This window comes from Legionella micdadei, from assembly GCF_000953635.1.
Classification (GTDB): domain Bacteria; phylum Pseudomonadota; class Gammaproteobacteria; order Legionellales; family Legionellaceae; genus Tatlockia; species Tatlockia micdadei.
Genome location: NZ_LN614830.1, coordinates 2227487 through 2254162, shown reverse-complemented (window position 1 = coordinate 2254162; position 26676 = coordinate 2227487). Strand labels below are relative to the sequence as shown.

The following is a 26676-nucleotide window of genomic DNA, read 5'->3' as shown; positions in this document are numbered from 1 at the left end:
TCAATTAAGCTATTAATTCTATTTTTTGTGTTTTTGCTGCTTCCGCGACCTCCTCGATTACTGAAGATGAAAGAGGGGTTTCTCTGAAAAAGCCAAATGCGGATAGACTTCCTGCTGCGACGCCACATGTGCCACTAGCTGCCAATAAAGTGATTGCAGCAGCAGAGCCTGTTGCAATACCTGTTAGCAAAGCGAAAGGACCAGTCCATACACCGGCAGCACATCCTAAAGTAAACCCAACCCCAAAAACAAAGAGAGTGGCAATTGCGGCTGCCACGACAGCATCAACCGCCTTGTTTATTTTTGAGGGTTCGTCTTTCAAAATCCTATGGCAATTTTTAGAGAAGGTTTCAATCGCCGCGCTTTTTATAGGAACGCTTTCTGTTTTTAAACCCCGTATTAATAGGCAAGCTTCTTTCCCGAGTTCATCCATCTGATTTTTTGTTAAATCTAACTCTTCAGCGACAAAAATAAAATGATCAAGAGCTTGATAAAGGACGGACTCCTCGGGTAATTTATTTCTCGCCTTCAAGAGGGAATAAGCTAGAGGCTTTTTCTTTGCAGCAATGGATTCAAGCCATTTTGGAAACTGTGTTAAATTTTCGTCATTATCTGAAACAGCAATGTGTTCAGCAAATCCTTCGATATCCATTTCATCGAGTTTTGCCTGAAGACTTTTATAGATGGCGGAAATTTTACTATCAGCATCCTCGCACAACTCTCTTTTTGTTCCTACTAAAATTAAAGGTGCGTTAGGGTTATGCTTCCGGTACTCGATAATGTCCTTAATTATTGTCTGCTCATCCTCATTGTCGTCCTGGATTTTAGACAAATCCAGGCAATAAAGACCTATATGTGCGTGCGTGTAATAAACAGGAAGTAGGGTTATATATTTTTCAACATGATGCATAATCCACACATCACATGCAGGTGAATCATTTTTTTGCGGTAACCGTATGTACTCAAAGGAATTCGTTTCTGATTTGGATTTATTGTTATTGTATAAATCTTGTTCAGGAGTAATACTTCTTTCTATTTGGCGTACAAAGTTTGAGTTACCCGCCTTTTTGACACCGAATACGACAACCCTAATAGTCATAACAAATACATAATGAACATTTTGGCGCATTATAAGTCATCATGCGTTTAAAAACCAGGACATAGATGAAAAAACACCCGATAAACACAGGAACGTTGACCTCAGATGCAAGAAGTAGTTTTGATTTTTTGTTCGGCATAGAGCTAAATTAAAGGAACTATAATACTTCGATATGGAATGATTAGGTTCCATCTAAATTCTGTTATTGCCAATAGCCCGGGTCTAAGTGCGGTTAAACCTGCACTTAGACTACTTGAACGCTTATCAAATGATCCAATTTACCCAGCTAATTAAGGGATTGATTGGTGTCAAATTTTACTTCTTCCTGCTCGTCAATGTCCTCGATAGCTTTTGGATTGGCAGCGGATTGAGGAGTCGGTTCAGGAAAAGAGAAGAAGCGGATTGAATAACCTATGCTGGTTGGAAAAAAAAGGCTTCCAGTCTCGTATTGGTCTGCTTGTATTTCTGCCACTTCCTGTGAATTCTTGCCGGCTTCCGAGTCATCAGGATTTGTCTGAACAGTTGTAGTTGTCACAAATGCCTCTGGGAAAGGAGCGGCACTTTGTAACCCTTGTTGTTCCGTTGAAGCTGTAGATTTTCTTTTTTTCGCTTTTTCTTTCCTTGCAGTTCTCTTTCCTCGTTTCCGCTTGTGTGATTGCTTTTCTTCTTCGTTTGGAGAATTATTGCTTTCCTGTTCTAATCCTTTTTCACTAACCTTCGATCTTCCTTTAGCAAAACCTTCTTTATAAGCTTCCACGTAGAGCTCTTTTAGTAGATTTGTACGCACCTGAGAATTGTCAACGAGTAGCGTAAAAGCAGTCAACCTACTCAGTTCAGAAGGAAAATTGATCTTTTTCGGAAGGGACGTATGGTTTGAGCTAAAATGCAGTCCTTTTGCTAAACCTGCAGCTTGAATTTGAATTTTTAATTTTTCGAATGCGGATACCTTATAAAGAGAGTGTTTTGTTCTTAGTTTTTTTTCTAACTCAACTTCGATTTCTAATTCTCTGGTTATTCGTTTACGATTTTTGAATGTTTTGGCAAAGGCTAAAATCTCTTCTGTATCAAAGGGAGGACGATTTAAAATAGAATCGTGATGAAATAAGACGTCGCGGATTGAATTCAAGGAATAGCCTTCCTTAATCATTACAGAAATAGATTCTTGAAAGTCAACAAAGGGCAGCAAAAGCTCATGCATTATTGAATCTTTAGATAAACCACAAAGAATTGGCAAACCATACACGAAGCATTTATTGACCAAATCCCTCATATTATCTTTTGAACGGATCGACATGTGGTATACAAACATCGTATCCCCATGCATGACGGCAGCTTTAAAAACCCGCGCATTAATGACTGCCCCCTTGCTCAATAACAGGTCAAGACATTTATCCCTCATGAAGTCAGGAGCTTCTTTGACAGCTTCCTCAAGAAGGGTTGTTCCCGAAGAGTTAGGCTTATTGATATCGCCAATATCTAGTACCAATAATCGCTCAAGCAAATTTGGTTGCTTTGCTAAGATAACACTCCTTAATAATGAATGCCTGATAGGCTCGTTTCTTTCTTCTATCGCCCGAACAAGCATTTCTTCTATTTGGTAAAGGATACTGGCTGACATGCGATTTCTAACCAGTTGATCCTGCGGCGATACCCACAGAGAATCGCTTAGAGCAGCAAGTGCTTGTTGAGGATCTCCCTGCTGATTCAATAAAAATCGCACGAGTTTGGGGTGGTAAGATTGTGCTGCTCTGGATAAAAGAGTGCTTCCATCATCCTGTAATATCTCGTTTATGCCGATAAACCTTCTCTCTAAAGCATATGCAATAATACTAATTTGACCGTATGTAGCCGCTACATACAGGGCTGCATTTATTGTTGAACTGAATTGTTTCTTTATCATTTCATAAGCTTCAACCGCTGCTGTTTCTTCTTTGAGTGCCTCATCGGCATTGCGGGAAACTCGATTTTCTTTAACAGCAGCTAAAGCCTGTTCAGCTTTGAGAAGGCTTTGATATAATCGATTAATATGTACTTTAAAGATAGCAATAGCCCCGTGGCGTGCTGCAAGCCTTGTGCGACAAGGCAAATTCTTTGCTCCATTCACGATTTTAGCTGAATGCTCTCGTTCCAATCCTTGGACATGGTTTACTTTTTCTCGATGACCAGCAATAAAATCATCAAATCCAATCAGCATGCGCATCTGCCCGCTTTTTACCAGGGAGACAGATAGGTCGCGGTACCCTTCGCTGATTGCTTTATTTTCTGGATGATTTAGAAGCTTTATTAATAAATCCAGATGGCCAAATTCCGCAGCAAGCATCGTTGCTGTTTTTCCTGTTCCCATTTCAGGTTCGTTAAGCAGGCCTGGCAACTCCTGATTAATTTTATTCTTTTGGTTGCATCGGATCGCCCAATAAAATGGATTCATTAAAAAACTGACTTCCTGATTTCTCGGGTTTATGGGGGAGCTAAGTCGCTGCCCAACTGATTCTAAACTTTCCTCTTCTTCTTTGGTTCCTACATTCCAAACTGTTTCGGGTAATTGATAAAAATAATCTAAAATATCCTGACGTCCTAACCGTGCTGCTGTTTTGACTAGGATAAATTCGTTCTCTTTTAAATCATTATGAGTGATATTACATTCCTGCAACTTGTTGATATTACCTGTTGCAATGAAAAAGATGCGCCTTTTGGTTTCAGGTGGATAAGCACCATATTGTTCTAAGTAATGGGCTATAAAAGCCTCTTTCCAATTAAATCCCACTGGCACAGGGTAAGGCATCTCCTCGGGAAAATAGGTTCTGAATAAAACTTTCCAAGGATAATTGTCATTCGCTAGTTGAGAAAATCGATGGTCGATAATCTGTGCTTTAATAAGTGACTGCGGATCGAGAAACGATAAAATCGTCAACCAAACCTCATCTGGGAGTTCTGATATTTGTTTCTGTTCACCAATAAAAGTTACGTCTTTTTCTCTCATAAGGATTTCTTCCAAAGCAAAAATTCATCAATTTATATTTGTGAATTAAAAAAGTACAATGAATTTTTGTTATCCAAAGATGCCACATTGGAAGTGGGGAAGGATTGTAATGCGATTGGGGCTAAGAGTAGCTACTGTCTTTAAAAGCAAGCAAAATTTACCATAAAATTGCTTGCATTTTAAGAATGCATCTCTCTCGCTAATTAAGGAACTGATTTGTGTCAAAGTCTTCCTCAGCATAATCCATGCTCTCTACCTGTGGTGTTGGAGAAACCGGCTGCGCAGTTGCAGGATAGGGGAAGAAGGGGATTGATTGTCCACCATTTGGTGGAAAAAAACGGTTTTCACCAAAATATTGGTTTGTTGGTATTCTTGCTGCTTCAATTGCATTTTCTTGCGAATTTGTAACAGTTGCTCGAAAAGCAGCTTCAGGGTGGGGAAAGAAGCGGAGCGAATATCCATTGCTTGATGGGGAAAAACGGTTTTCAGTAGCGTATTGGCCTGCGGGCATTTCTACGGCTACCGGTGCTAAAGGCTCATTGTTACTGGCTTCCGATTCATCCTGATCCAGTTGAAAAGTTGCCGTTGTCATAAATTGGTCCTGCGATGGATTGGTATTTTGTAAGCTTTGTTGTTCTGTTGAAGCATCAGGTTTCCACTTTTTCTCTTTTCCTTTTCTCTCAGTATCATCTGATAATTTTCGCTTATAGGATTCATTTTGATTGGAGTTTGATCTGCCATTGATAAAACCTTCCCGATAAGCTTCCGCATACATTTCTTTGAAAAGGTTCATTAGTTCTCGATCATTGTTGACCAATTTAGTGAAAGCATTCAAATAGCGTAAGTCTGAGGGAAAACTGATCCTTTTAGGCAGTGATGTATGGTTTCTACCGTAGGCTATGCCTTTAGCTAGACCAGTCGCTCTAACTTGAATCTTTAATTTTTCAAATGCGAATACCTCTTTGGAAAGCGGTTTTCCTATTAATTCTTGTTCTAGTTTAGCTTCGATTTTTAATTCATTTATTATTCGATTGCGATTTAATGTTTTGGCAAAGGCTAAAATCTCTTCTGTATCAAGCCGAGGCCTGCCTAAAATATAGTCGTTATGAAATAGGACATCCCTAACATAACTTAAGCAAGGTCGAGGCCTCCTCAGGATTTCAAAAATTGATTCTTTCAAATCTGCGTATTGGAGCAAAAAATTACGCATGTTTGAATCTACAGATAAGTCACATGTAATTGGTGTGCTATACACTAAAGTTGTATTAACCAATTGCCTCGCATTCACGCCTGGTTGGTTTAACATTTCGGTGACAAGCTTCATATCATTTTTCTTTACAGCAGCCTTGAGCACACGGTGGTTAATTTTTGCTCCACTACTAATTAAAAGAGTTATACAACGATCCCTCAGGGAGTCGGGTGCTCCGCTCACTGCTTTTTCCAGAAGGGTTTCTCCTGAGCTATTGCTCTTATTGATATCGCCAATATCTAAAACTAATAATCGCTCAAGTAGGTGTGCTTGCTTAGCCGAGATGACGGCGCTTAATAATGAATAATCGATCGAAGCCCGTTGTTCTTCGATGGCCCGAATAAGCATTTCTTCTACTTCAGAAATGGCTGCTTGATCGACCTCCGAGTCCAATTCATTATAGGCATTCATTAACGCTTTGAGCCCTTGTTGAGGATTTGCCTGTTGATTTAATAAAAATGCTACGAGCTCAGGATGAAAAGATTGGGCTGCCCTGGACAAGAGGGTGCTGCCATCATCTGCTACTATTGCGTCAATATCAACAAAGCGTTTGATCAAAGCATATTGGATGATATTCACTTGACCGTTTTTAGCGGCTGAATACATTGCTGCTTTTATGGTTGAAATGCATTGATTTCTCAATTTACTGTAGGCTTCAATTGCCACCGTTTCCTGACCCGACGCTTCGTTAGTATTATTGGTTTCTAAGTGAGAAACGCGGTTTTCTTTAGCTGCAGTTAAGTCTTGTTCTGCTTGAGCTAGCTCCTGACATAATGAATCAGTAAGTTTTCTAAAAAGGACTATGGCACCATGACGTGCTGCAAGCTTAATTCGGCAGGGCAAATTCTGTGCTGCATTGACGACTTTAACCGAATGTTCTTGGGCTAGGCTTCGACTGCTGGTTAGATTTTCTCGGTGGGTAGCAATAAAATTATCAAACCCGCTGATCATGCGCATTTGTCCGCTTTTAACTAGGGCTGCTGATAGCTCATAGTAACCTTCGTTAATGGCACTATTATCTGGGTACTCTAATAGATCCCTTAAAAGATCCAGATGGCCTAATTCCGCAGCAAGCAAGGTTGCTGTTTTTCCTGTCATGGGTTCAGGTACATTCAATAGAGTCGGCAAATCAGAAAGAATTTTGTCCCGTTGATTACATAGAATTGCCCGCCAAAATGGACTCATTATGTAAGTGGTTTGATTTACTTGTTTGACGGGATCATCAATTCGTTGGGCCATCAACTCTGGGTTTCCTTTCCCCTCATTTTGGGTCGGGATAGACCATGATGTTTCGGACAAACGATAAAAATAATCTAAAATATCCTGACGTCCCAACTGAGCTGCTGTTTTGATCAAGATAAAGTCGTTCTCTTTTAAGTCATTAAGGTTGATGCCGCATTCGTGCAATTTACTTATATTACCGGTTGCGATGAAATAGATACGCCTTCGGATCTCAGGCTGGTAGGCGCCATATTGTTCTAAGTACAACGATATAAAGGCTTGTTTCCAAGAAAAATCAAAAGGTACAGCGTTAGGCACCTCTTCTGGAAAATAGGTTCTAAATAAGACTTTCCAAGGATAATTGTCGTTTGATAATCGATAAAATGTACTGTCAACAAACTGGGCTTGAGTAAGCGATTGAGGATCCAAAAATGATAGGATATGCACCCAAAGTTCGACAGGCAGTTGTGTTGTTTCTTCTTGTTTATCAAATAAGATTTTTTCTTTATCTTTCATAAGGTATCTTCGAGCGAAAAAGGGTTAATTTATCTTTTTGAATTCATAAAATACAATGAAATTTTATAGTTACGAGATTCCAATTTGGAAGTGTGAAATTTACGGTAATTTGAGGGCATAGAAAGTACTTTATAGTGAAGTTAAATCATTTAACTCAAGGTTTGTAGCATGCCCAAATCGAGTTGAAGTAACCGACTTGATCGTGTGTGTTCTGAATGACGGCGCTCCGTTAAAGAGGCTTCATAAACGATTGCAAATCAGCTTTTTGTTGTAAGCGAAATTGGTATACCGCATAAAAAGCGATGATGTTTTTTAAATAATTCCGGGTTTCATGCCAGGGTAGGGTGTCTATCCAAATATCCATGTCTTTTGGGGGATGGTTTTTAAGCCAGTAATTCACTTGAGTAGGACCGGCATTATAAGCCGCAGCGACAAGGACTGGGTGTTGATTATAGCGATAAGTTAATTGTTTTAAGTAAGCAACACCAATGTTGATGTTTTTCTGGGAAGAAAAGAGTTCGTCTTTATTGCTATAAGCAATTCTTTCACGTTTAGCTACCACGGTCGCGGTGCTAGGCATGACTTGCATTAACCCCCTAGCTCCCGCAGGTGAAACAACATCTTCGCGAAACCCGCTTTCTTGACGGATAATGGCATAGATCAACTCAGGAGAGACATGATAATCTTTTGCGTATTCTTTTACCGTGTCATAATGAATGACAGGAAAGCGAAGTGTCAACTGATTATTCAATTCCTCAGTATTACTGAGGTATACGGATTTTCCATACCATTTGAGTGTAGTCGCTATCCAATAAATAAGCGCGCTTTTCTCTTCTTTTGGAAGCTCACTAATAAAATCATTTAATAACCTTGAGGCTTGCAGTGATTGCTTACCGTAATACAGCGATTTAATATAATCGGTAAATGGTTGATAAGGTTTTAGCACCGCTAAATTATCAACCGGTTTTTCGTTTTCAAAATTAGGGATTTGATTTAGGCGCATACTTGCTAGAAAACCGTAATAATGTCGATTCTTAGCGATGGTTTGATAGGTCTCTTTTGCTTTTGCCAATTGACCTTTAACTTCTAAAGCACGGGCCAGCCAATATTGCCAACAAGGCTTTTCTTTATCAGGCGAATGATTGACCAAGTGTTCAACTTGATCCCATTGCTGATTTTTGAGGGCAAAACGAATTTGCCAGTCGAGAATGGCTTCGTTGTAAAAAACGGGTTTTATCTTAGAAAACCAAAGTGGCTCGTCTTCATGACCGCGCATTGCTTTATACAGAACAAGCTGGATAAGAAAAGATTGCTGTTGAGCTTCATTGAGGAATTGTTTGGTTTTAGCATCCTGCCAATAACGAATTGCTTTATTCATATTGGTAGAGATCATGCGTTTTAAACCAAATAGGTAAAAATAATCATGAAGCTCACCAGGTTGAAGTTGGGTTATGCGTTCAGGATTTTGATTAATGCTCGCTAATAATTGTTCATCTTGAATTCGGGGTTGTTTGTATTGTTTTAACAAATAGCGCGCTAAACCTACATTACGCTTTTCTAAGGCAAGGATAATGCGTTGAGTGATTAAGTGCTCATCAAAATTATCCATTTTTGTTATTAAGTCAAAAAGTACATTACAGGCAGGTGGCTGTGAGTTACCTGTAAGCCATAATAGGCGTGTTGCTTTAAGGGCTTCCTCTGTTCTTCCTTCAGTGAAATTGGCAATTTGTGCAAAGCATTGCAAATTGATGTCTGCTGAGGGGTGATAATATTTAGAGTAATTAACCCAGTCTTTCTGACGGGCTAATTGATACAACCATTTTTCACGAAGTTTGGTAGCTAAAGGGGTATCGCTATCTATGAAAGCAAGAAAATCAGGCCCAGGCTGTTGAGGTAAATTTTGGCTCCATTGAGCGTAAGCCATGAATCGTTCTAAATAAGCTTGCCCCGAAATGGCATGAGCCATTGCGGATAGGCTTAAGACACATAATAGAAACAGTATTTTTTTCATAGCCTCTTAGTCGACAAAGTCAATGTCCTCAAAATAGTTCGATTCTTTCCCTTTTCCCCGGTAAAGGAGAAGGTACCCGAGGGGGGATGAAGGGATTGCTTATTCGGGTTCATTCTACATTGCCTTACAGGACAAGGAACTCTATATAAGAGCTAATTTTTCCCGCATGGCTTTAATAGTTTTAGCATAATTAGCAGTAGAAAATATAGCTGTGCCAGCGACAAATTCTGTAGCGCCGGATTTAGCTAAACTGGCAACATTATCTACGCTTACTCCTCCGTCAACGCAAATAGGGAGTGCAGGGTATTGTAGCTTGATTAATTTGATTTTATCGATGACTTCAGGGATTAATTTTTGACCGCCAAAACCTGGGTTGACGGTCATGACTAAAATGAAATCCAATCGATGGATACTCCAGCGAAGGCAATCGATTGATGTGGCTGGATTTAGTACCAGGCCAGCCTTACACCCTTGCTGTTGAATAAGTTGCAAGCTGCGATCCAGATGGGTTGTCGCATCCGGATGGATGCTTATCCGTTTGGCACCTGCTTTGGCAAATTGAACAATTAAGTCATCAACGGGGCATGCCATCAGATGAACATCAATCATGTAATTAGGAAAGCGTTGGTGTAAAGCTTGGCAAATTGGCGGTCCAAACGTTAAATTGGGGACATAATGATTATCCATGACATCAAAGTGGATCATATCAGCGCCTGCGTCCATTACAGCTAAGGCTTCCTCACCCAGTTTTGTCATGTCCGCTGAAAGAAGTGAGGGGGCAATTAAATAAGTCATAGCAACCTTTATAAATTTTAAAACCCTATTAGTCTTGGTTATCCAGGCCAACACGAAATTGCACAGAGAATTTGATGGCCTCTGCGAGGCCATGTATTTTATCTGATTGATTACCCCACATTATTACATTTAATCAGAAAAATAATAATTAAAGTTCAGATTAAGTGTATTGGTTTGTATACGTGAATTAATACTAGAAATCGTTCTTGTAGTAATGTAACGATAGTCTAATCCGATTGAGAGATCATCGGAAGCAAAATAGCTAATACCTAATATTGCTTGGCCAATAGGCGCGCTTTCATTACCTTTGACAGTGACGCTATAGAGATTTTTGAAAAGATAGGGGACTGTGAATGTAATTGTGTTGCGGACGTAGGCATACCCTATACCTAAACCTAAATAAGGAACCCAAGTAGGATCATTTTCTTCATCATAAAAATCATAATAGCCGTTAATTAGTCCTGCGCCAACAACTGATTGACCACTCAAGCGTAAGGGATCAGTAAGGGTTACGTGTTTCTTAATAGAAACACCACCAATTTTTACCATGGATAACGGGGCATAATTGAACAGTAACTCTCCCTCAGCGCGGAAATTACAAATGCGGTAACCCAGTTGTATACCAAAATCCCCGCCGACACCATACTGTAAGCTACCATTCATCGAGGTAAATCCAGGAAAATAATAATTGGATAAACCTGTTACATAAGTATTAACTCCATTTGTCACAACAGGCGTGGGATTGGGATTAATTTGATTATTTATTGCAATAAAAGGTACAGGATTAGGCCCCGTAATATCAATACTGGGAGTATAGCTGAGACCACCCATTAATCCCCAGTACCAGCCTTCTGATGGTGTAGCAGCAAAGACTGAGTTAGCAAGGAATAGACTGGTTAAAGCGAATTGACTAGAACGTTTCATTTTGCTCCCTTACTTATAATTGTATTCACTAAAGCGATAAACCACGCCTACGCTAGCTAAATTGCCCTGTAAAACCTTGCCGTAAGCGCTGATGCGTGAAGACCCTACATAGCGGTAAGCAAGGTTAAGGGCGTAATTTTCGGTAAAATTGTAAGTCAGGCCGGCTGTTCCTTGATAAACGAATGCGCCGCTTGATCCGGAGTAATGGAGCCGATTTTGAAAGAGAGGATTTTGAAAAAGGCCTGGGTTTAATAAAAAGTTAGGATTCAAGAGAAGATTGCGTCTGTGAGAAAAATCATTGTGTAAGTTAACGTTAAACCAGCCATAACCAATTCCTGCTCCCAAAAAGGGTGCGATACAGGGAACCATTTCAGGGAAATCATAATAAAGGTTAGCGGCTCCGATCACCATGTTGGTTTGTCCGCTGACATCACGTACTCTTATTGGATCGATGAGTAGGTTTGAGAAAAGCCCAAAACGAAAAGAGTTAACTGTTGTGCGAATATAAGTGAGTTCACCTTCGTAACGCCAATGATTGGTTTGATAGCCAAAACGCCCACCGGCATTAAAGCCGTTATCGAAGACAGCATGGTCAAATTTAATACCATCGTGGAGCTTGTCTAGGTTATCAGGAACGTAACTATATCCGCCAAATAGACTCCCATACAAGCCATCGATGGGAGTTGCAGCAGTAGCCAGGCTAGAACAAAGCAACATGACCGAAAAAAATGCAATTCTCATGAATTCCCTTGTTATTATTATTTTTAGCAACTCAATGTTAGCGTGTTACTTTTATTTTGCAAGCTTTTGTAGCAAACCTAGGGTTATCGCACCTGTTTTTATCCCTCACTTATTGGTGAGTGTTTTTGCGAATTTGGGAGAAGATTTTTTACCGCGGTAACAAACCTCTTCTTCTAAGTAGGAAAAAAGAAAAAGATACAAAGGTTTTCTTATTTCTTACTTGTTGCGACTGATTGAAGGGTTTGTTCAAACATTATCTCATTGTTATTAAAAATAATCTGCCCAATTTCTTGGAAATTGATCTATTATTATCCTTTTTTTACTTGTATTAATCAGATAATCGGTTAAGATGTTAGGGAATTAAGGATAACGGAGCAGGGATATGCCCAAAAAAATAATCAATAATCTAGAGAATTTTGCTCAAACTTTCGTTGATTGCATTGCGAACGCCTCATTCAATGTACCCTCTGACGGGCTCCCAAGCGATTTGCCAGAAACGTCTCAACAACCTGTATTAGTTGAAACCGTAGCCGTTTCGGAGGAATCTACCAAACAGGAAGGTAAAGAAGGTTCGCAAGAGGCAGTAGAAGCTGATAAATCTAGTGTAAGCGCGAGCAGTGAGTCTTATTCCTATGTTTGGTCATGGCTATCAAGCCTTACGGGCTATGCCGCTTCACCGCAGAGCTCCCCGAATAACTCTTTAGAGCGCCATGGAAGTAAGGCATCGGATAAACATGAAGAGGAAGCTGCAAAACAAAAGCTCGGGCATAACCAGTCATTAATAAAAATATTTGAAATCGCTAGTGGAAAATACTCCAATAAAGACTCTTATTGGGGGTGGATCTCCATGTTTTTTCGTCACCGCTCATTTGAAAAAACAATTGATGATTTAAAAAGCTTCCCTGATCCGATTTTGCGATTACAGGCATTCCAATTATTTATCAGCGAAGGGACATGGCACATTGGATCGGCAAACACCACTTTGATTATAACGGCAATCAGATCGATTGATGGTTACGAGAACGATGAGAAATCAGTCCCAGATAGTTTTATCCATGAGACGATCATCCCGCATTTAAAACCGCTCATTTTGGAAGAGATTTCCAAACGGATTGAAGCAAGAACTGAGTTTTTAAAAAAACAAGAAGAAGAGCGTAGAAGATTAGAGGCAATGTGTCTTGAGCAAATAAAGCCTGCCGCTGATGTTGAGATATTCGATGATGGACAAAAAGCAAAGCAATTTGCTATTGAAAATCCTACAAGATTAAGTTTTTGTATCAGTGCAAGAAAGCCGACAGAAAGAGAAATCAGTGCGAGAAAATTAACTGATGCAAAATCAGACGGTAATGAATTGGTTTGGCAACTAACTTGGTATGATGCGAGCGGTAACCCGCATTCGTTGAAATTTCAATCAGATGCTGAAGAGCCCCTCGCAGCCATCAGACCCGCGGAGTTAAATGTTCAAGGCACAGCAAACACTGTGCAATTGGATTTTGAGCAAAAGACAGAAGAATTACTCAAAGAACATCAAGCGAGAGAAAAAGTACTGTTCGAGCCAACACCACAAGAGCTTGAGAATTTAAAATCGGCCTATGCAGTTACTGTAAAAGATAAACAGCTTCAGATCTTTTGGTATGACAGTCAAAGCAGAAGTCAACAGATAAATCTCGAAAACCATACCTTATTGGTTAAATGGTTTAAAATTAAACTTGAAAAAAATGAAGAGGTTACAAAAGAAGATTTACCGCTTCTTAAGGTTTACTTACACCCTCAATATACAAACCCCGTCGTTAAGTTAAAGTTGAGCTGCCGTGCCTTGCAAGAAGAAAGAGTTGAATCTTTGAAAAGGGATGAGGAGGAAAGAAAGCGTTTAGAACCCGAATGCCTTGCTCAAATAAAGCCAGCTGCTGAGGTAGAATTGTTTGATGATGCAAGAATGGCCAAGCAATTTGCAATCGAGAATCCTACAAAATTAAGTTTTCATATCAGTGCAAGAAAATTAACAGAAAAAGAATTCAAGCTACGTAGAGAGAAAGATCCGAAGACAGATGAAAATGAATTAGTATGGCAATTAACTTGGTACGATGTGACTGGTAATGCAAATTTATTGCAATTTAAATCAGATGTTGAAGAGTCACTCGTCCACTTTAGACCGGCTGAATTACAGTTCCAGAGTACAAACACAGTACAGTTGCACTTGGAGCAAAAAACCGAGCAATTACTTAAAGAATATCAAGCAAGAGAGAATGTACTTTTTGAGCCGACACCACTTGAACTTGATGATTTAAAATCGGCTTATGTGGTTGCAGTAAAAGATAAACAACTTCAGCTTTTTTGGTATGACAGTCAAGGCCTAAGTCAGCAGGTTAACCTCGTTCATTATAGTTTATTGGTTGAATGGCTAAAGAAAAAACTTGAAAAAAATGAACTTATTACAAAAGAAGATTTGCCGATTCTTAAAGTTTATTTGCTTCCCCAGTACTCAAATCCTGTCGTTAATTTGAAGTTGCGCTGCCGTACAGTTCAAGAGGAACATCTTGAAAAAACAAAACTATTGGTTGATCCGACCGAGAAAGAACTTCAATCATTAACCTTAGCGTTTACGCTGACCAAAAAGGATGGCCACTACCACCTGGCTTGGTATGATAGCCTTAATAAATGCCACCCAGTTATCTTGGAAAATTATCCGAAACTCGCAAAATGGTTGAATTCAAAAAAAGAAGTTTCCAAAGAAGATTTACCGTACCTTAAAACCTTTTTACAACATGTCAAAATCTTAAGAAAAATTGATCACTCACAAAGAACTTTCCAGAGTTCAATGCGAGTCCCATTTGTTGCAATTAATCATTTTTCTCCAGAAAACACAAAGCAAGTTAAATCGAGTACGTTTGTTCTCACAAAAACGGATTTGAATTGGCAACTTTTTTATATCGATGCTTTTCAAAAAGTAAAACCAGTTGAGTTAGATGCTGTCCCAGGTCTAGCTGGGTTATTAAAAAAATATGAAGAGGAATCAGAATCTGAAGTACAACCAGAAACTTTAGAACCTGTGCAATTAAAAGAAATTTCCCAATTGCTTGAGCCACTAAAACGCCCAGGTTCACGTATTCAAATTACTAACTTTTCAAACATACAAAAACTGTATGCAAGTAGACCTAAATTTAAACCTGAGCATTTAGTGGTGTCAAAACAACAGATTGATGATAGTGCTTCTGAATCTGAAAAAATGGCTCCAAAGCTGCATGTATCGATTGCTCATTCTACTGAGAATTCTACCCTACCTGCCCAATCAGCTTGTATGGAAGAGGAAAAGGATATGGTTAAAACAGAAAAGCCTGCTGAAACACCATCGGCCACGGGTAGGCTAAAACTGAGTCAATATGATAACCTCAGTCTTCTCTATAAGAACAGACCAAAATTTAAAGAAGAGGAAAATACTGGTATTTCCCAAGCTAAAGTCGTTGAAGAGGGAACGCTGGGTACTCAAACGACAACCTTTATTTGATCTTCAAGCTGAGTTGTTAGGGTATTTGATGTAACATCGACTCGAATAAGAGCCAATGTTACGTCAAGCGACTTGTCTACTCACGGAGTCAATAGCTGCTATCTTTAATATCCCGATGTAATTGGGTATCGCCAATCACGCCCGAAAGCACGAGTGCTAATTTTAATTCCTGGTGCTGCTTGACGACGCTTGTATTCATTTCGTTGAATGAGCCGGATAACCTGATTAACAATTTCAGGACGATACCCTTTTTGGATAATGTCAGCTGCCGCGAGATCATTTTCCATATAATCTTTAATAATGGCATCCAAAACAGCGTATTCAGGCAAGCTATCTTGATCAGTTTGATTTGCTCTTAACTCGGCGGAAGGCGCTCGCTGGATGACACGTTCAGGGATAACTGGTTCCAAACGATTTCGATAAGTCGCCAAGGCATATACTTGGGTTTTTAAAACATCTTTTAGTACAGCGAAGCCGCCTGCCATATCGCCATATATGGTGGCATAACCAACGGCTGTTTCGCTTTTATTGGATGTGGTTAATACCATTCTGCCGCTTTTGTTCGATAAAGCCATCAACAGCATACCGCGAACACGTGCTTGTAAATTTTCTTCGGTAATATCTGGTGGCAATCCTATAAAAGCAGGGGCAAGACTGTCAAGAAAACAATTAAAGATAGGTTCTATGTTAATAAGTGTACTCTCTACTCCCATCGCATTGATTTGCAACTGAGCATCTTCAAGACTCATGTCGGCAGTGTAGCGTGAAGGCATCATTACCGCTTGAACCCTGGAGATCCCCAAAGCATCCACTGCAATTGCCAAGGTAAGCGCCGAATCAATTCCTCCAGATAATCCTATAAGTACACCATTGGAAAAACCGTTCTTCTCAACATAATCGCGAGTGCCGCACACTAATGCTTCATAAATTAATTGATCTTGTTCATAGGCAGGTATAATTTCAGAAATGATTTTTTGTTCAGCAAGAATCACAGTATGTAAATGTTCTTTGAAGGCAGGTGATCGGGCACAAACTACTCCAGAATGATCGAGGGCCATAGACTGGCCATCAAAAACCAATTCATCTTGGCCACCAATTTGATTGACATAAATAAATGCAACACCTCGTTGGGCATATTCCCGAATTAAATTTTCACGCAGGGCTGGTTTGCTGTAATCAAACGGAGAAGCATTGATACAAAGGATAGCGTCTACTCCCGCTTTAATTAATCGATCCACGGGCCCTTTTTGCCAAATGTCTTCACAAATACACAGTCCTAAACGATGGTTTTTAACTTGCAGGATACAAGTTTCAGGTGGTCCGGGCACAAAATAGCGCTCTTCATCGAAGACCCCATAGTTAGGGAGGATTTGTTTGAAATAGATTGCTACGCGGGAGGCCTGGTAGAAAACCGTTGCTGCGTTAAAACAATTTTTTTGGACAAGATAAGGATGGCCGACAACCACATGGCAATCGGCGGTTACTTCTTCAATAGCGACTAAAGCCTTGGTTACCCTTTCGTGCAATTCTTTTCGGAAAAGGAGATCTTCCGGTGGATAACCAGTAATCGTTAGTTCAGGGAAAATAATGACGTCATGCTGTTGTTGTTCTTGGAGAATAATATTAATAATTTTCTCAGTATTGGCTTCAATTGCCCCCACTGTCGGGTTAATTTGCGCCATCAGTATTTTTAAAGGTTGATGCATGGAAAAAAAATCTCAGCAAAAAAATTCATTCTATAACAATTATGAATGATATACCCAAGATATTTCAAAATGCTAGGGTGAGATATCTGACATACTAGGATATGAGTTTTTCTCTACAAAAGTTTGCTATAATCTCGGGTTGAATTCTTAATTTGTTGTAGGTTATTTATGCTAAAAGAGGCATTGTCACGGATGGCGAGCGTTTTTTCACCCTCTGTGTTAATGCGTGGGCAAGAATACCAACAGAAGGGATATGTACTAAATATCCGATTAAGCGAAGGGCTATTGAAGGCACGTGTTAAAGGGCGCTCAAGTCAGATATATGACGTCCATCTCGATCTAAAAAAATGGCCTTCTATTCCTGCACGTTGCAGTTGCCCTTACAGTATTAATTGCAAGCATGCTGCAGCAAGTTTGTTTTCGTTACAGCAACGAGAAAATTATGAAATCCCCGCTCCTGTTCCGAACAAGTTGAATCTTTCACTCAATGCCTGGTTAGATTCTTTACGCGAAAAGGAATTTGAAGACCAAAAGCCGGACAACAGTCATGAAATTATCTATTTGATTGAGCCGCAATTTGGTGATTTTGAACATCGTATTGTTGTAAGGCTTGCTATAGCCAAACGACTAAAAAAAGGTGGGCTAGGTAAAAAAGCTATTTTTAATACGGTGACAGACAGCAGAAAACAGTATTTCCGAGGTAAAGATGAAGAAATCATTGCTTCTTTACTTTTTAAGAATGGTTCTCGTGGTTGGTTCGATCGTTTGTATCTGCGCAACAGTGAATTACTTGAAAAAATTCTTATTACAAACCGAGCTTATTTAGCTGGCGACACAGAGCCGCAGCTCTTTTTGGGTGAGGATTTGTCAGCGAAATTAAAATGGCAGTTAGCTGCCAATGGGGCCCAATTTTTAGCATTAGAAGAGGTCGATGGGGGCGAAGTAATTTTGCCTTTGTTATTAGATAAACCTTGGTATTTTGATCGGGAGGAATGTCGGATTGGTTATTTAGAGAGCCCCTATGGTTCAGGGCAATTAAGAAATTTATTAAATGCACCGCCTGTAGAGTTGGATCATGCACCTTTAATTGCCAAACAATTGGCAGAAACTCATCCAGAGTTACCTGAACCTAGAATTTATAAAGAGCGAATTATTCATAAAAATCAGCCTAGTCCGCTTCTTATTTTTGATGCCATTGAACTGAATAAAAATCAACTTGAACCGGAGAATAATTTCTTATTCATTATAGATTTATTTTTTGATTATGAGGGTTTATTAGTCGCCAAAAACGAAACTCATAGCACACTGTTCCGTTCAGAAGAAAATCAGCTATTTGAGATTCATCGTGATCTGGATTTTGAAGAAAGAAAAGTAAATGAATTAAAGCAGATTATCCCTACGCGAAGCCCCAAAATTTCTGAAAAAATTCGTGCCAATTATGACTTGCGGGATGAGTTGGTTTTGGCTCATTATAAAAGCGAAGATGACTTACCGCGTTTGTATAATCAAGTTATCCCTCTATTAAAAAATAAGGGTTGGCGCATTGAGTTCGCACATTCTATTTACGAAGAATTTATCGATGCAGATGAACTAGAATGGTTTTCGGAACTTGAAGAAAAAGGGAATGATTTTTTCGGTTATCAGTTAGGGATTTTAGTGGATGGTAAACCAGTCAATATTGTGCCTTTGGTTGCCGAGCTTATTACGCAACTTGGTAAGGATAATATTGATAACTTACCCGAGAATGAACGTGTTAAATTACCATTGTCCGAAGGCAAAACTTTGCAAATGAGTTTAGGACGAATCAAGCCATTACTGCGATTTTTGTTGCAGTATGGTCTTCGCCATATCAAGAATGAAAAATCGCTGCAGATCAATCGCTACCAGTTGGTTTTAATGCAAGAAACTGAACGGGCGATGGCTTCTATTTCTGCCCGTTGGCAAGGAAATACGATGCTGCAGAAACAATTACAGCAATTGATTCATTTAACTGATCTCCCCACGGTTGAAACCCCTCGAGGATTAAAAACAACGCTTCGAGATTATCAACATCAGGGGTTAAATTGGTTACAATTTTTACGAACCTGCCGCTTTGGCGGCATTTTGGCGGATGATATGGGGTTAGGGAAAACAGTACAAACCTTAGCTCATTTACAAGTGGAAAAGGAGCAGGGGCGGTTAACAAAAGCAAGCTTAATTGTCGCTCCCACTAGCCTTGTTGGTAATTGGTTCGAAGAAGCAAAGCGTTTTACCCCCGAATTAAAGGTATTCGTTTTTCACGGCTCAGAACGTCACAATGACAATTTTGACGATTATGACTTGATTATTTCTACGTATGGCCTCATTCAACGCGATAAAACTCGCTTTATCGATTACCCTTTTTATTATTTAATTCTTGATGAAGCCCAATCCATCAAGAATGCTAAAACCAAAACAACACAAATCATTCAACAAATTCAAGCCGTGCACCGCCTTTGTTTATCAGGAACGCCTTTAGAAAATCACTTAGGCGAACTGTGGTCACTGTTCCATTTTCTAATGCCAGGTTTATTAGGTGATGCAAAGCAATTTCGCCAATTTTTTAAAACTCCCATTGAGAAACTCAATGATGCCGAAAGAAGAAATTTACTTGCAAAGCGAGTGCAACCCTTTATGTTACGCCGGAGTAAAAATCAAGTGGCAAGTGAATTGCCCGAAAAAACAGAGATGACTCGAATCATTGAATTAACTGGAAGCCAGCGTGATTTATACGAAGCAATCCGAATGAGCATGGAGAAAAGGGTCCGTGAAGCGATTGCAAAACAAGGAATTGGAAAAAGCCATATCGTCCTCTTAGATGCGTTACTCAAATTACGACAAGTCTGTTGCGATCCCAAACTGCTCTCCATACCCGAAGCAGAAATAGCCCATGGCACTTCAGCCAAAATGGATGCATTAATGGAATTACTTGATAATTTAGTGGATGAGGGGCGTAAGGTACTGGTGTTTTCGCAATTCACTTCCATGCTCGAATTAATCGAAGAGCAGCTCAGAAGCCGTAATTATGCATATTTGAAATTAACAGGGCAAAGTCAAAATCGCCAAATTTTAGTGAATACCTTCCAAGAAGGCCATATTCCCATATTTCTAATTAGCTTAAAGGCGGGGGGGACCGGGTTAAATTTAACCCGTGCCGATACAGTAATTCACTATGATCCCTGGTGGAATCCAGCTATCGAAGACCAAGCCACAGATCGCAGCCATCGCATAGGCCAAGAAAATCCTGTTTTTGTTTATAAATTGATTACCTCGGGGACAGTCGAAGAGGCAATTCTAACGATGCAACAGAAAAAACGTCAATTATTTGAGGGTATTTTATCAGACAATGCGAACAGCATGATTGGTTTGACGAAAAGCGATGTTGAACAGTTTTTCATGCCTTTAATTAAATAATCTTAAAGACTGATTTGCAAACCATAATGCCTTAACCTATTCTGTAGCGAAATATTATCAGGGAGAAAATCACATGAAACAGTTCAGATCTTATTTAGCGTTCCTCTTTACACTGATGTTTATGCCGGTTGTATTAGCGCAGTCACCAGCGGGTACATGGACAACGATTGATGATTCAACAGGCCAAAAGAGAGCTGTTGTGAATATAAGTGAATCAAACGGTACGATAAGCGGAACCATAGTGGACGTATTTCCACAACCTGGTGATACTGGGATCTGCGAAAAATGCCCAGGAAAATTTCAAGGGAAGCCAATAAAAGGGTTAACGTTTGTTTGGGGGTTGAAGGACAAAGGTGATGGCATTTGGGATGGTGGACAAATACTTGATCCTAAGAGCGGCAAAATTTATCGGGCTAAAATGACTTTAGAAGGCAATAAACTCTATGTGCGCGGGTATATAGGTATTTCCGCATTAGGGCGTACACAAGTGTGGGTGCGCTAGTTGAGTTGGGTTATTTGACTTGATTAAAGGGGTAGCCCGCGGTTTGGGCTACCCCTTAACGCCATTCAATTAAAGACTGTGCCCTTGTATCTCTTCCTTAGGTTGTGCTCGGATTACTAATTGTTACAGTACCCCAATACCCTCTGCGATCACGTTGGAGGACAAGTTGGCAGAAAATCGAAATCTATATCTACTTTTAGAAGTCTCACTTAGGTACAATAGCTATCAAGACTCTAGAGCGCGTTAGTACCCATGACTGAAGTTCAAAGCCGAAAAAAAACCATCGATCCGTTAAAGCGGCCACCCCATTCTGCTGAAGCTGAGCAGTCGATTATTGGCGGATTGATGCTCGATAACCAAGTTTGGGATAAAATCAGTTCAAAATTATGTGAAACTGATTTTTATCGCACCGAGCATCGAATTCTTTATCGAGCTATTGCTGAATTAGCCAAAAAAAATCAACCCTTTGATGTGGTCACCTTGCTCGATATTTTAAAATCGACCAATGAATTGGATGATGCAGGTGGTGAAACTTATCTCTTTGAATTAGCGAACAATACTCCGAGCGTTGCCAACGTTTCTGCTTATGCGGATATCGTGCGAGAAAAATCGGTGCAACGCCAATTAATTACCGTTGCCAATGACATTGCCGATTCGGCTTATAATCCTGTGGGTAGGAATGTCACTGAATTGCTTGATTTTGCAGAAACTAAGGTTTTTGCCATTGCTGAACAAACAGGGGGCGATGGAGGTCCTGAAAGCATTAAGTCCATCCTGGTAAAAGCAGTGGAACGAATCGATGCCCTTTATCATAATGGCGATTCCGTTACAGGGCTTGCGACTGGTCTTTCTGATTTGGATGAAATGACATCCGGTTTACAACCCTCTGATCTGATTATTGTGGCTGGCCGTCCATCAATGGGTAAAACTACTTTGGTGATGAACATGGCCGAGCATGCCGCCATCAAAGCAAATAAGCCCGTACTCGTTTTTTCGATGGAAATGCCGGCGGATTCTTTAGCCATGCGGATGATGTCATCCTTAGGCCGCATTGATCAGCATCGAATTCGAACCGGAAAGTTGGATGATGAAGATTGGCCGCGGGTGACTTCCGCCGTGCACATGCTCTCAGAAGCGCCGTTATTCATTGATGATACGCCAGCACTCAGCCCTGCAGAAATGCGGGCCCGTTGCCGGCGGTTAGCCAAAGAGCAAGGAAAATTAGGGTTGATTGTGGTGGATTATTTGCAGCTTATGCAAGTACCTGGCTTTAAAGCGGATAACCGTACCGCAGAAATTTCGGAAATATCTCGTAGCCTCAAAGCGTTGGCTAAAGAATTGGAAGTGCCGGTCATTGCTCTATCCCAGTTAAACCGTAGCCTGGAGCAGCGCCATGATAAGCGTCCGGTTATGTCAGATTTGCGTGAATCAGGGGCGATAGAGCAAGATGCTGATTTAATCTGCTTTATTTATCGTGATGAAGTTTATAATGAAGATAGTCCCGATAAAGGAATAGCTGAAATTATTGTGGCGAAACAACGGAATGGTCCGATAGGAAAAGTGAGAGTTGCCTTTCTTGGCAAATATACTCGTTTTGAAGATTTAGCGTTTAATGGTTATCAAGGGGTAGATTGACGTGGCAAGACCCACTCGCGTGCAAATTGATGAAAATGCTCTTTTACACAACGTAAATAAAGTAAAACACTGTGCTCCAAATAGAAAAATCATCGCCATGGTTAAAGCGAACGCATACGGCTGCGGTATACCCGCAGTTGTGCCTGTGCTTGAAGGCCATGTGGATGCTTTTGGTGTAGCTTGCTTAGAAGAAGCAATGGCCATTCGTGCACTTGGTGTCCGCAGCGATTGCGTGTTATTTCAGGGGGTATTCAGCGCGGATGAATTACGTGTGGCAGCTGCGCAACATTTTCAATGTGTTATCCATCAGCCTCATCAACTGCGCTGGCTGTTGTCCACGCCATTGCCTAGCAAAATAAAATTGTGGGTAAAAGTGAATACAGGAATGCACCGTTTAGGTTTCCCGCCACAGGAAATCTATGAAGTTATGGCTGCTTTGGCAAATTGCCCATGGATTGATCCAGAAATTGGTCTAATGACTCATTTAGCTTGTGCTGATGAGCCAAAGAATTCGGCAAACCAAAACCAAATGCGCGTATTCAGAGAGTTGAACTTGCCTGAAGGAAGATTCATCACAAGTATTGGCAATTCAGCCGCAATCCTTGCTTTACCTAATACTCATGCTGATGTGGTGCGTCCCGGGATTATGCTTTATGGTGTTTCTCCTTTTGCCCATCAAACAGGCCAAGAACTGGGGCTCATTCCAGTTATGCGCTTTGTTTCGGCCATAAGTGCTATTCACCATCATCCTGCACAAGCACGCATAGGTTATGGAGGAACTTGGCAAACCAAAAGACCCTCGATAATTGGTGTGGTTGCTGCAGGTTATGGCGACGGTTATCCGCGGCATATTGCAGAGAATACTCCTGTTTCGGTAAATGGTTATGAGGCACCTATAGTAGGACGGGTGTCGATGGATATGTTAACTGTCGATTTAACTGATTGTCCGGAGGTAAAGATTGGTGATCCTGTGGAGCTATGGGGAAAATATATCCCTGTAGAGACCGTTGCATTGTCCGCTGGAACAATCGCTTACGAATTGCTCTGCCAATTCTCTCCTCGAGTTCGCCAGGACAGGCTTTTACTCTAGGTATAATTCTTAATTTGGATAAAATATGGATAATATCTAAGCGTGATGGTAGAATGGCAACCGATTTTATGAACCATTACACAGGTGAACTTAAAATGAAAAAAATAGTGTTGGTATCATCACTTTCCCTTTCAGTTTTACTGACAAGCTGTGCTCAAGTAACCAATGAAGGTGTAGGCACGGTAACCGGAGGCGTAGTTGGAGGTCTTTTAGGCAGCCAATTTGGTGGTGGTTCAGGCAAATTTGCTGCAGCTGCAGGTGGTGCCCTTATTGGTGCTTATCTTGGTGGTAACATAGGTCGTACCATGGATAGGCTTGATCGATTGGAGATGCAAAAAGCTTTAGAAACTGCACCTACAGGACGCGTTGTCACTTGGTCAAACCCTGATACAGGTAACCGCTATACTGTTCAGCCAACAAGAACTTATTATACAAATGAGCAACCTTGTCGCGAATACATTACTAAAGCAATTATCGGTGGTAAGCCTCAACAGATTTATGGTAAAGCTTGCCGTCAAGCAGATGGTTCTTGGAGAGTAGTAGGATAAGATATAGTTTTACTTGATTTATATTGAAACTTGTAACCTGGGTGGAGAAAAACTGCACCCAGGTTTCAGTGACTCCGCAGAACCTTCTAAAAACTATAATTAAGAGTTCGGGGTAACCACATACTCTGCAATCAAGTCCTTTATCTTGTTTCCCTTATAGGGCTATCTCTCCAAAGGTTAATAATTTAACTAATCGAACAAATAATAAAAAAATTTAGATTGGACTTTGGCCTACCAACAGGATGGCGCGATTTTTCTAAAATCGTAGGGCCAATGCCTCACCTTATTATATGTGGTCTTAATAGTTTCTTAAGGAATCGTTGATACTATGCTTAAAATCCGCTAAGAGGATTGGGTTATGACATTTTCAGATTTAGCTTGCCGACTCATCATTGGATATGACTTGTTGCCTTTATCAATTCGCACCGAGTTTGAAAGGAGCGAAGTTGCTCAGCATTTTGTTAGAGCTGTCAGGGGGGCAGAAGTATCTATAAAACAAATTAACCAACAAAGCAGCAGGTGGTCGAGATTTGTCGGGACTACGCAACAGCAAATTGATACTGTAGTGGAACAATTATCCGCTAAGGCATTAAACCATGAGTTATTAGTTTCTTCGGAATATCAAAATCTAATTAGCAAAATTGTTCTTATCGTTCTTCCACGTGCCTATCCTGATATAGAATTGCTTGACCCCGAACAGAAGCAGCTTGTTGCCGATGCTGAGTTTTCGAAGATTCTGCAAAGTGAATTCATTCAAGCCAATAAAAAGTACAAAGAATTTAAGCAGCAATATAATAGTGCCTGGAGTCCAAGCATTGAAGATGGGCTAGAGGTTGATGCTCTCAAACAAGCCAGAAACGCCATCAGCGAAAAATGGTACCAGCGTTTTTCTACCAATGAGGGTATGTCGAATATACGGGTTACGATAGGCGAGCGAAAAGCAGCTCGCCGTGCTCAGCAGTTAGCGAATTTTTTCCCTTTTCTTAATGATCCGCGATGGGATCATAGTACTCCGCCGATTGATAGGTTGCGACAAGACTATAACGACGAAGTTGAGCTTGCTGAAACTGAGTCCAGAGCTCTTAATCTGGACAACGTAGATGAGGAATTTTTAACTAACTTATTAAACACTCACCTAAACGCAAAAACGAGCCAGTACATTAATTTTATTGAAGTAGAAGAGTTTAACGAAGAACAGGCGAATAGTCTGGCTAAAAAAATCCTGCAAGCGTTTAATGATGGCGAAACTTTAAGGATGAATGAGTGGCTTGATGATTACCAGCGTGAATTAACTGAGTATATTCGTAAGAAAATTTCATTAGTTGATGGGGAAGAGTGGGAACAATCAACTATAGAGCTCAGTGAGGCAGCGAATGCCTTATCTTTTCTTTGGAATAACAAGGCGAGTCGCTGGTCTAGTGATTTCCTAAACCGAATAGGTGATGCTTATTCTTTCCTCCAGTACATGGGGGCTACAGCCCAAAATGACAATTTTGTTTTTTCGATTATCGATGTCTACAATTTATATCGGAATGCTGATGGGTTGGCCGAAACTAAAAGTATTTTTTTAAGTCTATTTAAACCTTTCCTACCGTTATATCAAGAGTACAAAGAAATCGCGCGGTTCGAAAAGAGTTTCTTTCGAAAAGTCTTTAGGACGTTAATGCCGCTGTTGATTATAGCGGGGTTTGTGGTATTGGTTGCCGCATTAATGTCGCCTTTAGCTATCCCTGAATTGGCTTTTCTGATTGCTGCAGTACCTATTTTATTTATAGGAATTGCGTTAGCAACTCAATATGTTAAATGGAAGAACAGCATTTCTCAGTATTTGCGCGAATTATATTATGGTGGCCCTTTTGAAACCCCCGAATTTACGGTAAATGAAAGAATGATTCATACGTTTGGTTCTCTTGATCAAGCTGAAGTAATCCGATCTATTTACATTGATGAAATACAGCGCTGCGATGAAAATGAAGCTTGGTTTAAAGAAAACGAAAGTCATTTAGAAGATCCGAACCAAAGAAAGGAAAACCTTGATAGAAGATACGCCTTACTCTTGGAGTGGTATGATATCCATAGTAATTATGAGCTTGGCGTGGGTACTGTCAAAGCAATTGTGGCCAAACAATTAACTCAAATCGCTAACGAAGAATATGAATCACTGAAAATGAATCTTGAGGGGGATGAGGGAAGAGCAATCACGAGACGTACTCAAGAATTTGTCGATAGTTTAAAAAGCAGCTTATCCCCCCAAGCTATTGCTCTTCATCCAGTGCCGGATATAGAAACAGGACCCTTATTACGGGAAACTTCGGAACCCAACACCGCTTCGAGAAGACAAGTAAGTACTGGGACAGAACGAGAGCAGTTAGTTCCAGAGCCTGTGCTGAGAGGCATGGAAATAGTTAGGGATAGAAGGGAACTTGGTGTTCCCCCCAGTGTGGTAGTGGGATCATCTGTCCATCCACAACGTTTTTTCCTGCCGCTAACCTGCTTACAGCAACATGATCGAGTCGAAAAGGCAAGTCGTGCTCTTGCTGCAATCAGACACCCAATAGCTGCGGAAGTGCCAATTGATGACCAGGATTATGAGCGAACTGTGTCTTTAAGAGGCTGGTAGCCTTTGGGTTGCAAAATGCGTTCAAAGTTAAGTCAGTATTTGTGCTATATTTAAACATGCACAGAGTGCATTTAACTAACTTAGCCTCGTACGAGTTGCAAC

At 40.4% G+C, this 26676-nt stretch carries 15 protein-coding genes; 7 read left to right on the top strand and 8 right to left on the bottom strand.

Going from position 1 to position 26676, the window contains the following annotated elements; translation table 11 throughout:
• Positions 1–4: 4 nt before the first annotated feature.
• The 7 genes from LMI_RS10040 to LMI_RS10010 all read right to left on the bottom strand — a co-directional run bounded on the left by LMI_RS10040 (position 5) and on the right by LMI_RS10010 (position 11536).
• Positions 5–1099: a P-loop NTPase family protein gene (locus LMI_RS10040; protein ID WP_143001005.1), complete on the bottom strand. Its 1095-nt coding sequence runs from the start codon at positions 1097–1099 to the stop codon at positions 5–7.
• A 286-nt stretch (positions 1100–1385) separates the two neighbouring features.
• Positions 1386–4079: an F-box-like domain-containing protein gene (locus LMI_RS10035; RefSeq protein WP_045099679.1), complete on the bottom strand. Its 2694-nt coding sequence runs from the start codon at positions 4077–4079 to the stop codon at positions 1386–1388.
• A gap of 199 nt (positions 4080–4278) precedes the next feature.
• Entirely contained in the window at positions 4279–7065 is a 2787-nt protein-coding gene (locus LMI_RS10030) for an F-box-like domain-containing protein (RefSeq protein WP_045099678.1), read from the bottom strand.
• Positions 7066–7294: 229 nt separating this feature from the next.
• Positions 7295–9076, bottom strand: coding sequence for a lytic transglycosylase domain-containing protein (locus LMI_RS10025; RefSeq protein ID WP_045099677.1), 1782 nt, complete (start codon positions 9074–9076; stop codon positions 7295–7297).
• Positions 9077–9217: 141 nt separating this feature from the next.
• Positions 9218–9871: a ribulose-phosphate 3-epimerase gene (rpe, locus tag LMI_RS10020; RefSeq protein WP_045099676.1), complete on the bottom strand. Its 654-nt coding sequence runs from the start codon at positions 9869–9871 to the stop codon at positions 9218–9220.
• Positions 9872–10000: 129 nt separating this feature from the next.
• The gene (locus LMI_RS10015; protein ID WP_045099675.1) at positions 10001–10795 is read right to left on the bottom strand and encodes an outer membrane protein; all 795 of its coding nucleotides are present in this window, start codon (positions 10793–10795) and stop codon (positions 10001–10003) included.
• 9 nt (positions 10796–10804) lie between these two features.
• On the bottom strand, positions 10805–11536 hold the full coding sequence (locus tag LMI_RS10010) for an outer membrane protein (protein ID WP_045099674.1): 732 nt from the start codon (positions 11534–11536) through the stop codon (positions 10805–10807).
• A gap of 382 nt (positions 11537–11918) precedes the next feature.
• Between LMI_RS10010 and LMI_RS10000 the strand changes: the two genes are divergently transcribed.
• A complete protein-coding gene (locus LMI_RS10000; RefSeq protein ID WP_045099672.1) occupies positions 11919–15041 on the top strand; it encodes a hypothetical protein in 3123 nt (1040 codons plus the stop codon).
• A 104-nt stretch (positions 15042–15145) separates the two neighbouring features.
• Here the strand turns inward: LMI_RS10000 and LMI_RS09995 are convergent, their stop codons facing one another.
• Positions 15146–16747, bottom strand: coding sequence for an NAD+ synthase (locus tag LMI_RS09995; RefSeq protein WP_045099671.1), 1602 nt, complete (start codon positions 16745–16747; stop codon positions 15146–15148).
• A 168-nt stretch (positions 16748–16915) separates the two neighbouring features.
• On the opposite strand from LMI_RS09995, the gene LMI_RS09990 reads away from it, so the two are divergent.
• From LMI_RS09990 to LMI_RS09965, 6 genes are all read left to right on the top strand, one after another.
• Complete coding sequence (locus LMI_RS09990) at positions 16916–20179, top strand: DEAD/DEAH box helicase (protein WP_045099670.1); 3264 nt, start codon at positions 16916–16918, stop codon at positions 20177–20179.
• Positions 20180–20294: 115 nt separating this feature from the next.
• Positions 20295–20681 carry a DUF2147 domain-containing protein gene (locus LMI_RS09985; protein ID WP_416419537.1) on the top strand — a complete coding sequence of 129 codons (387 nt, stop codon included), beginning with the start codon at positions 20295–20297 and terminating at the stop codon, positions 20679–20681.
• Positions 20682–20933: 252 nt separating this feature from the next.
• Positions 20934–22316 carry a replicative DNA helicase gene (gene dnaB, locus LMI_RS09980; protein ID WP_045099668.1) on the top strand — a complete coding sequence of 461 codons (1383 nt, stop codon included), beginning with the start codon at positions 20934–20936 and terminating at the stop codon, positions 22314–22316.
• Position 22317: 1 nt separating this feature from the next.
• Positions 22318–23406 (top strand): alanine racemase, encoded by a 1089-nt coding sequence (gene alr / locus LMI_RS09975; protein ID WP_045099667.1) that lies wholly within the window; start codon positions 22318–22320, stop codon positions 23404–23406.
• A 95-nt stretch (positions 23407–23501) separates the two neighbouring features.
• Entirely contained in the window at positions 23502–23954 is a 453-nt protein-coding gene (locus LMI_RS09970) for an RT0821/Lpp0805 family surface protein (RefSeq protein WP_045100702.1), read from the top strand.
• 358 nt (positions 23955–24312) lie between these two features.
• On the top strand, positions 24313–26574 hold the full coding sequence (locus LMI_RS09965) for a hypothetical protein (protein ID WP_045099666.1): 2262 nt from the start codon (positions 24313–24315) through the stop codon (positions 26572–26574).
• The last annotated feature ends 102 nt before the right edge of the window (positions 26575–26676 follow it).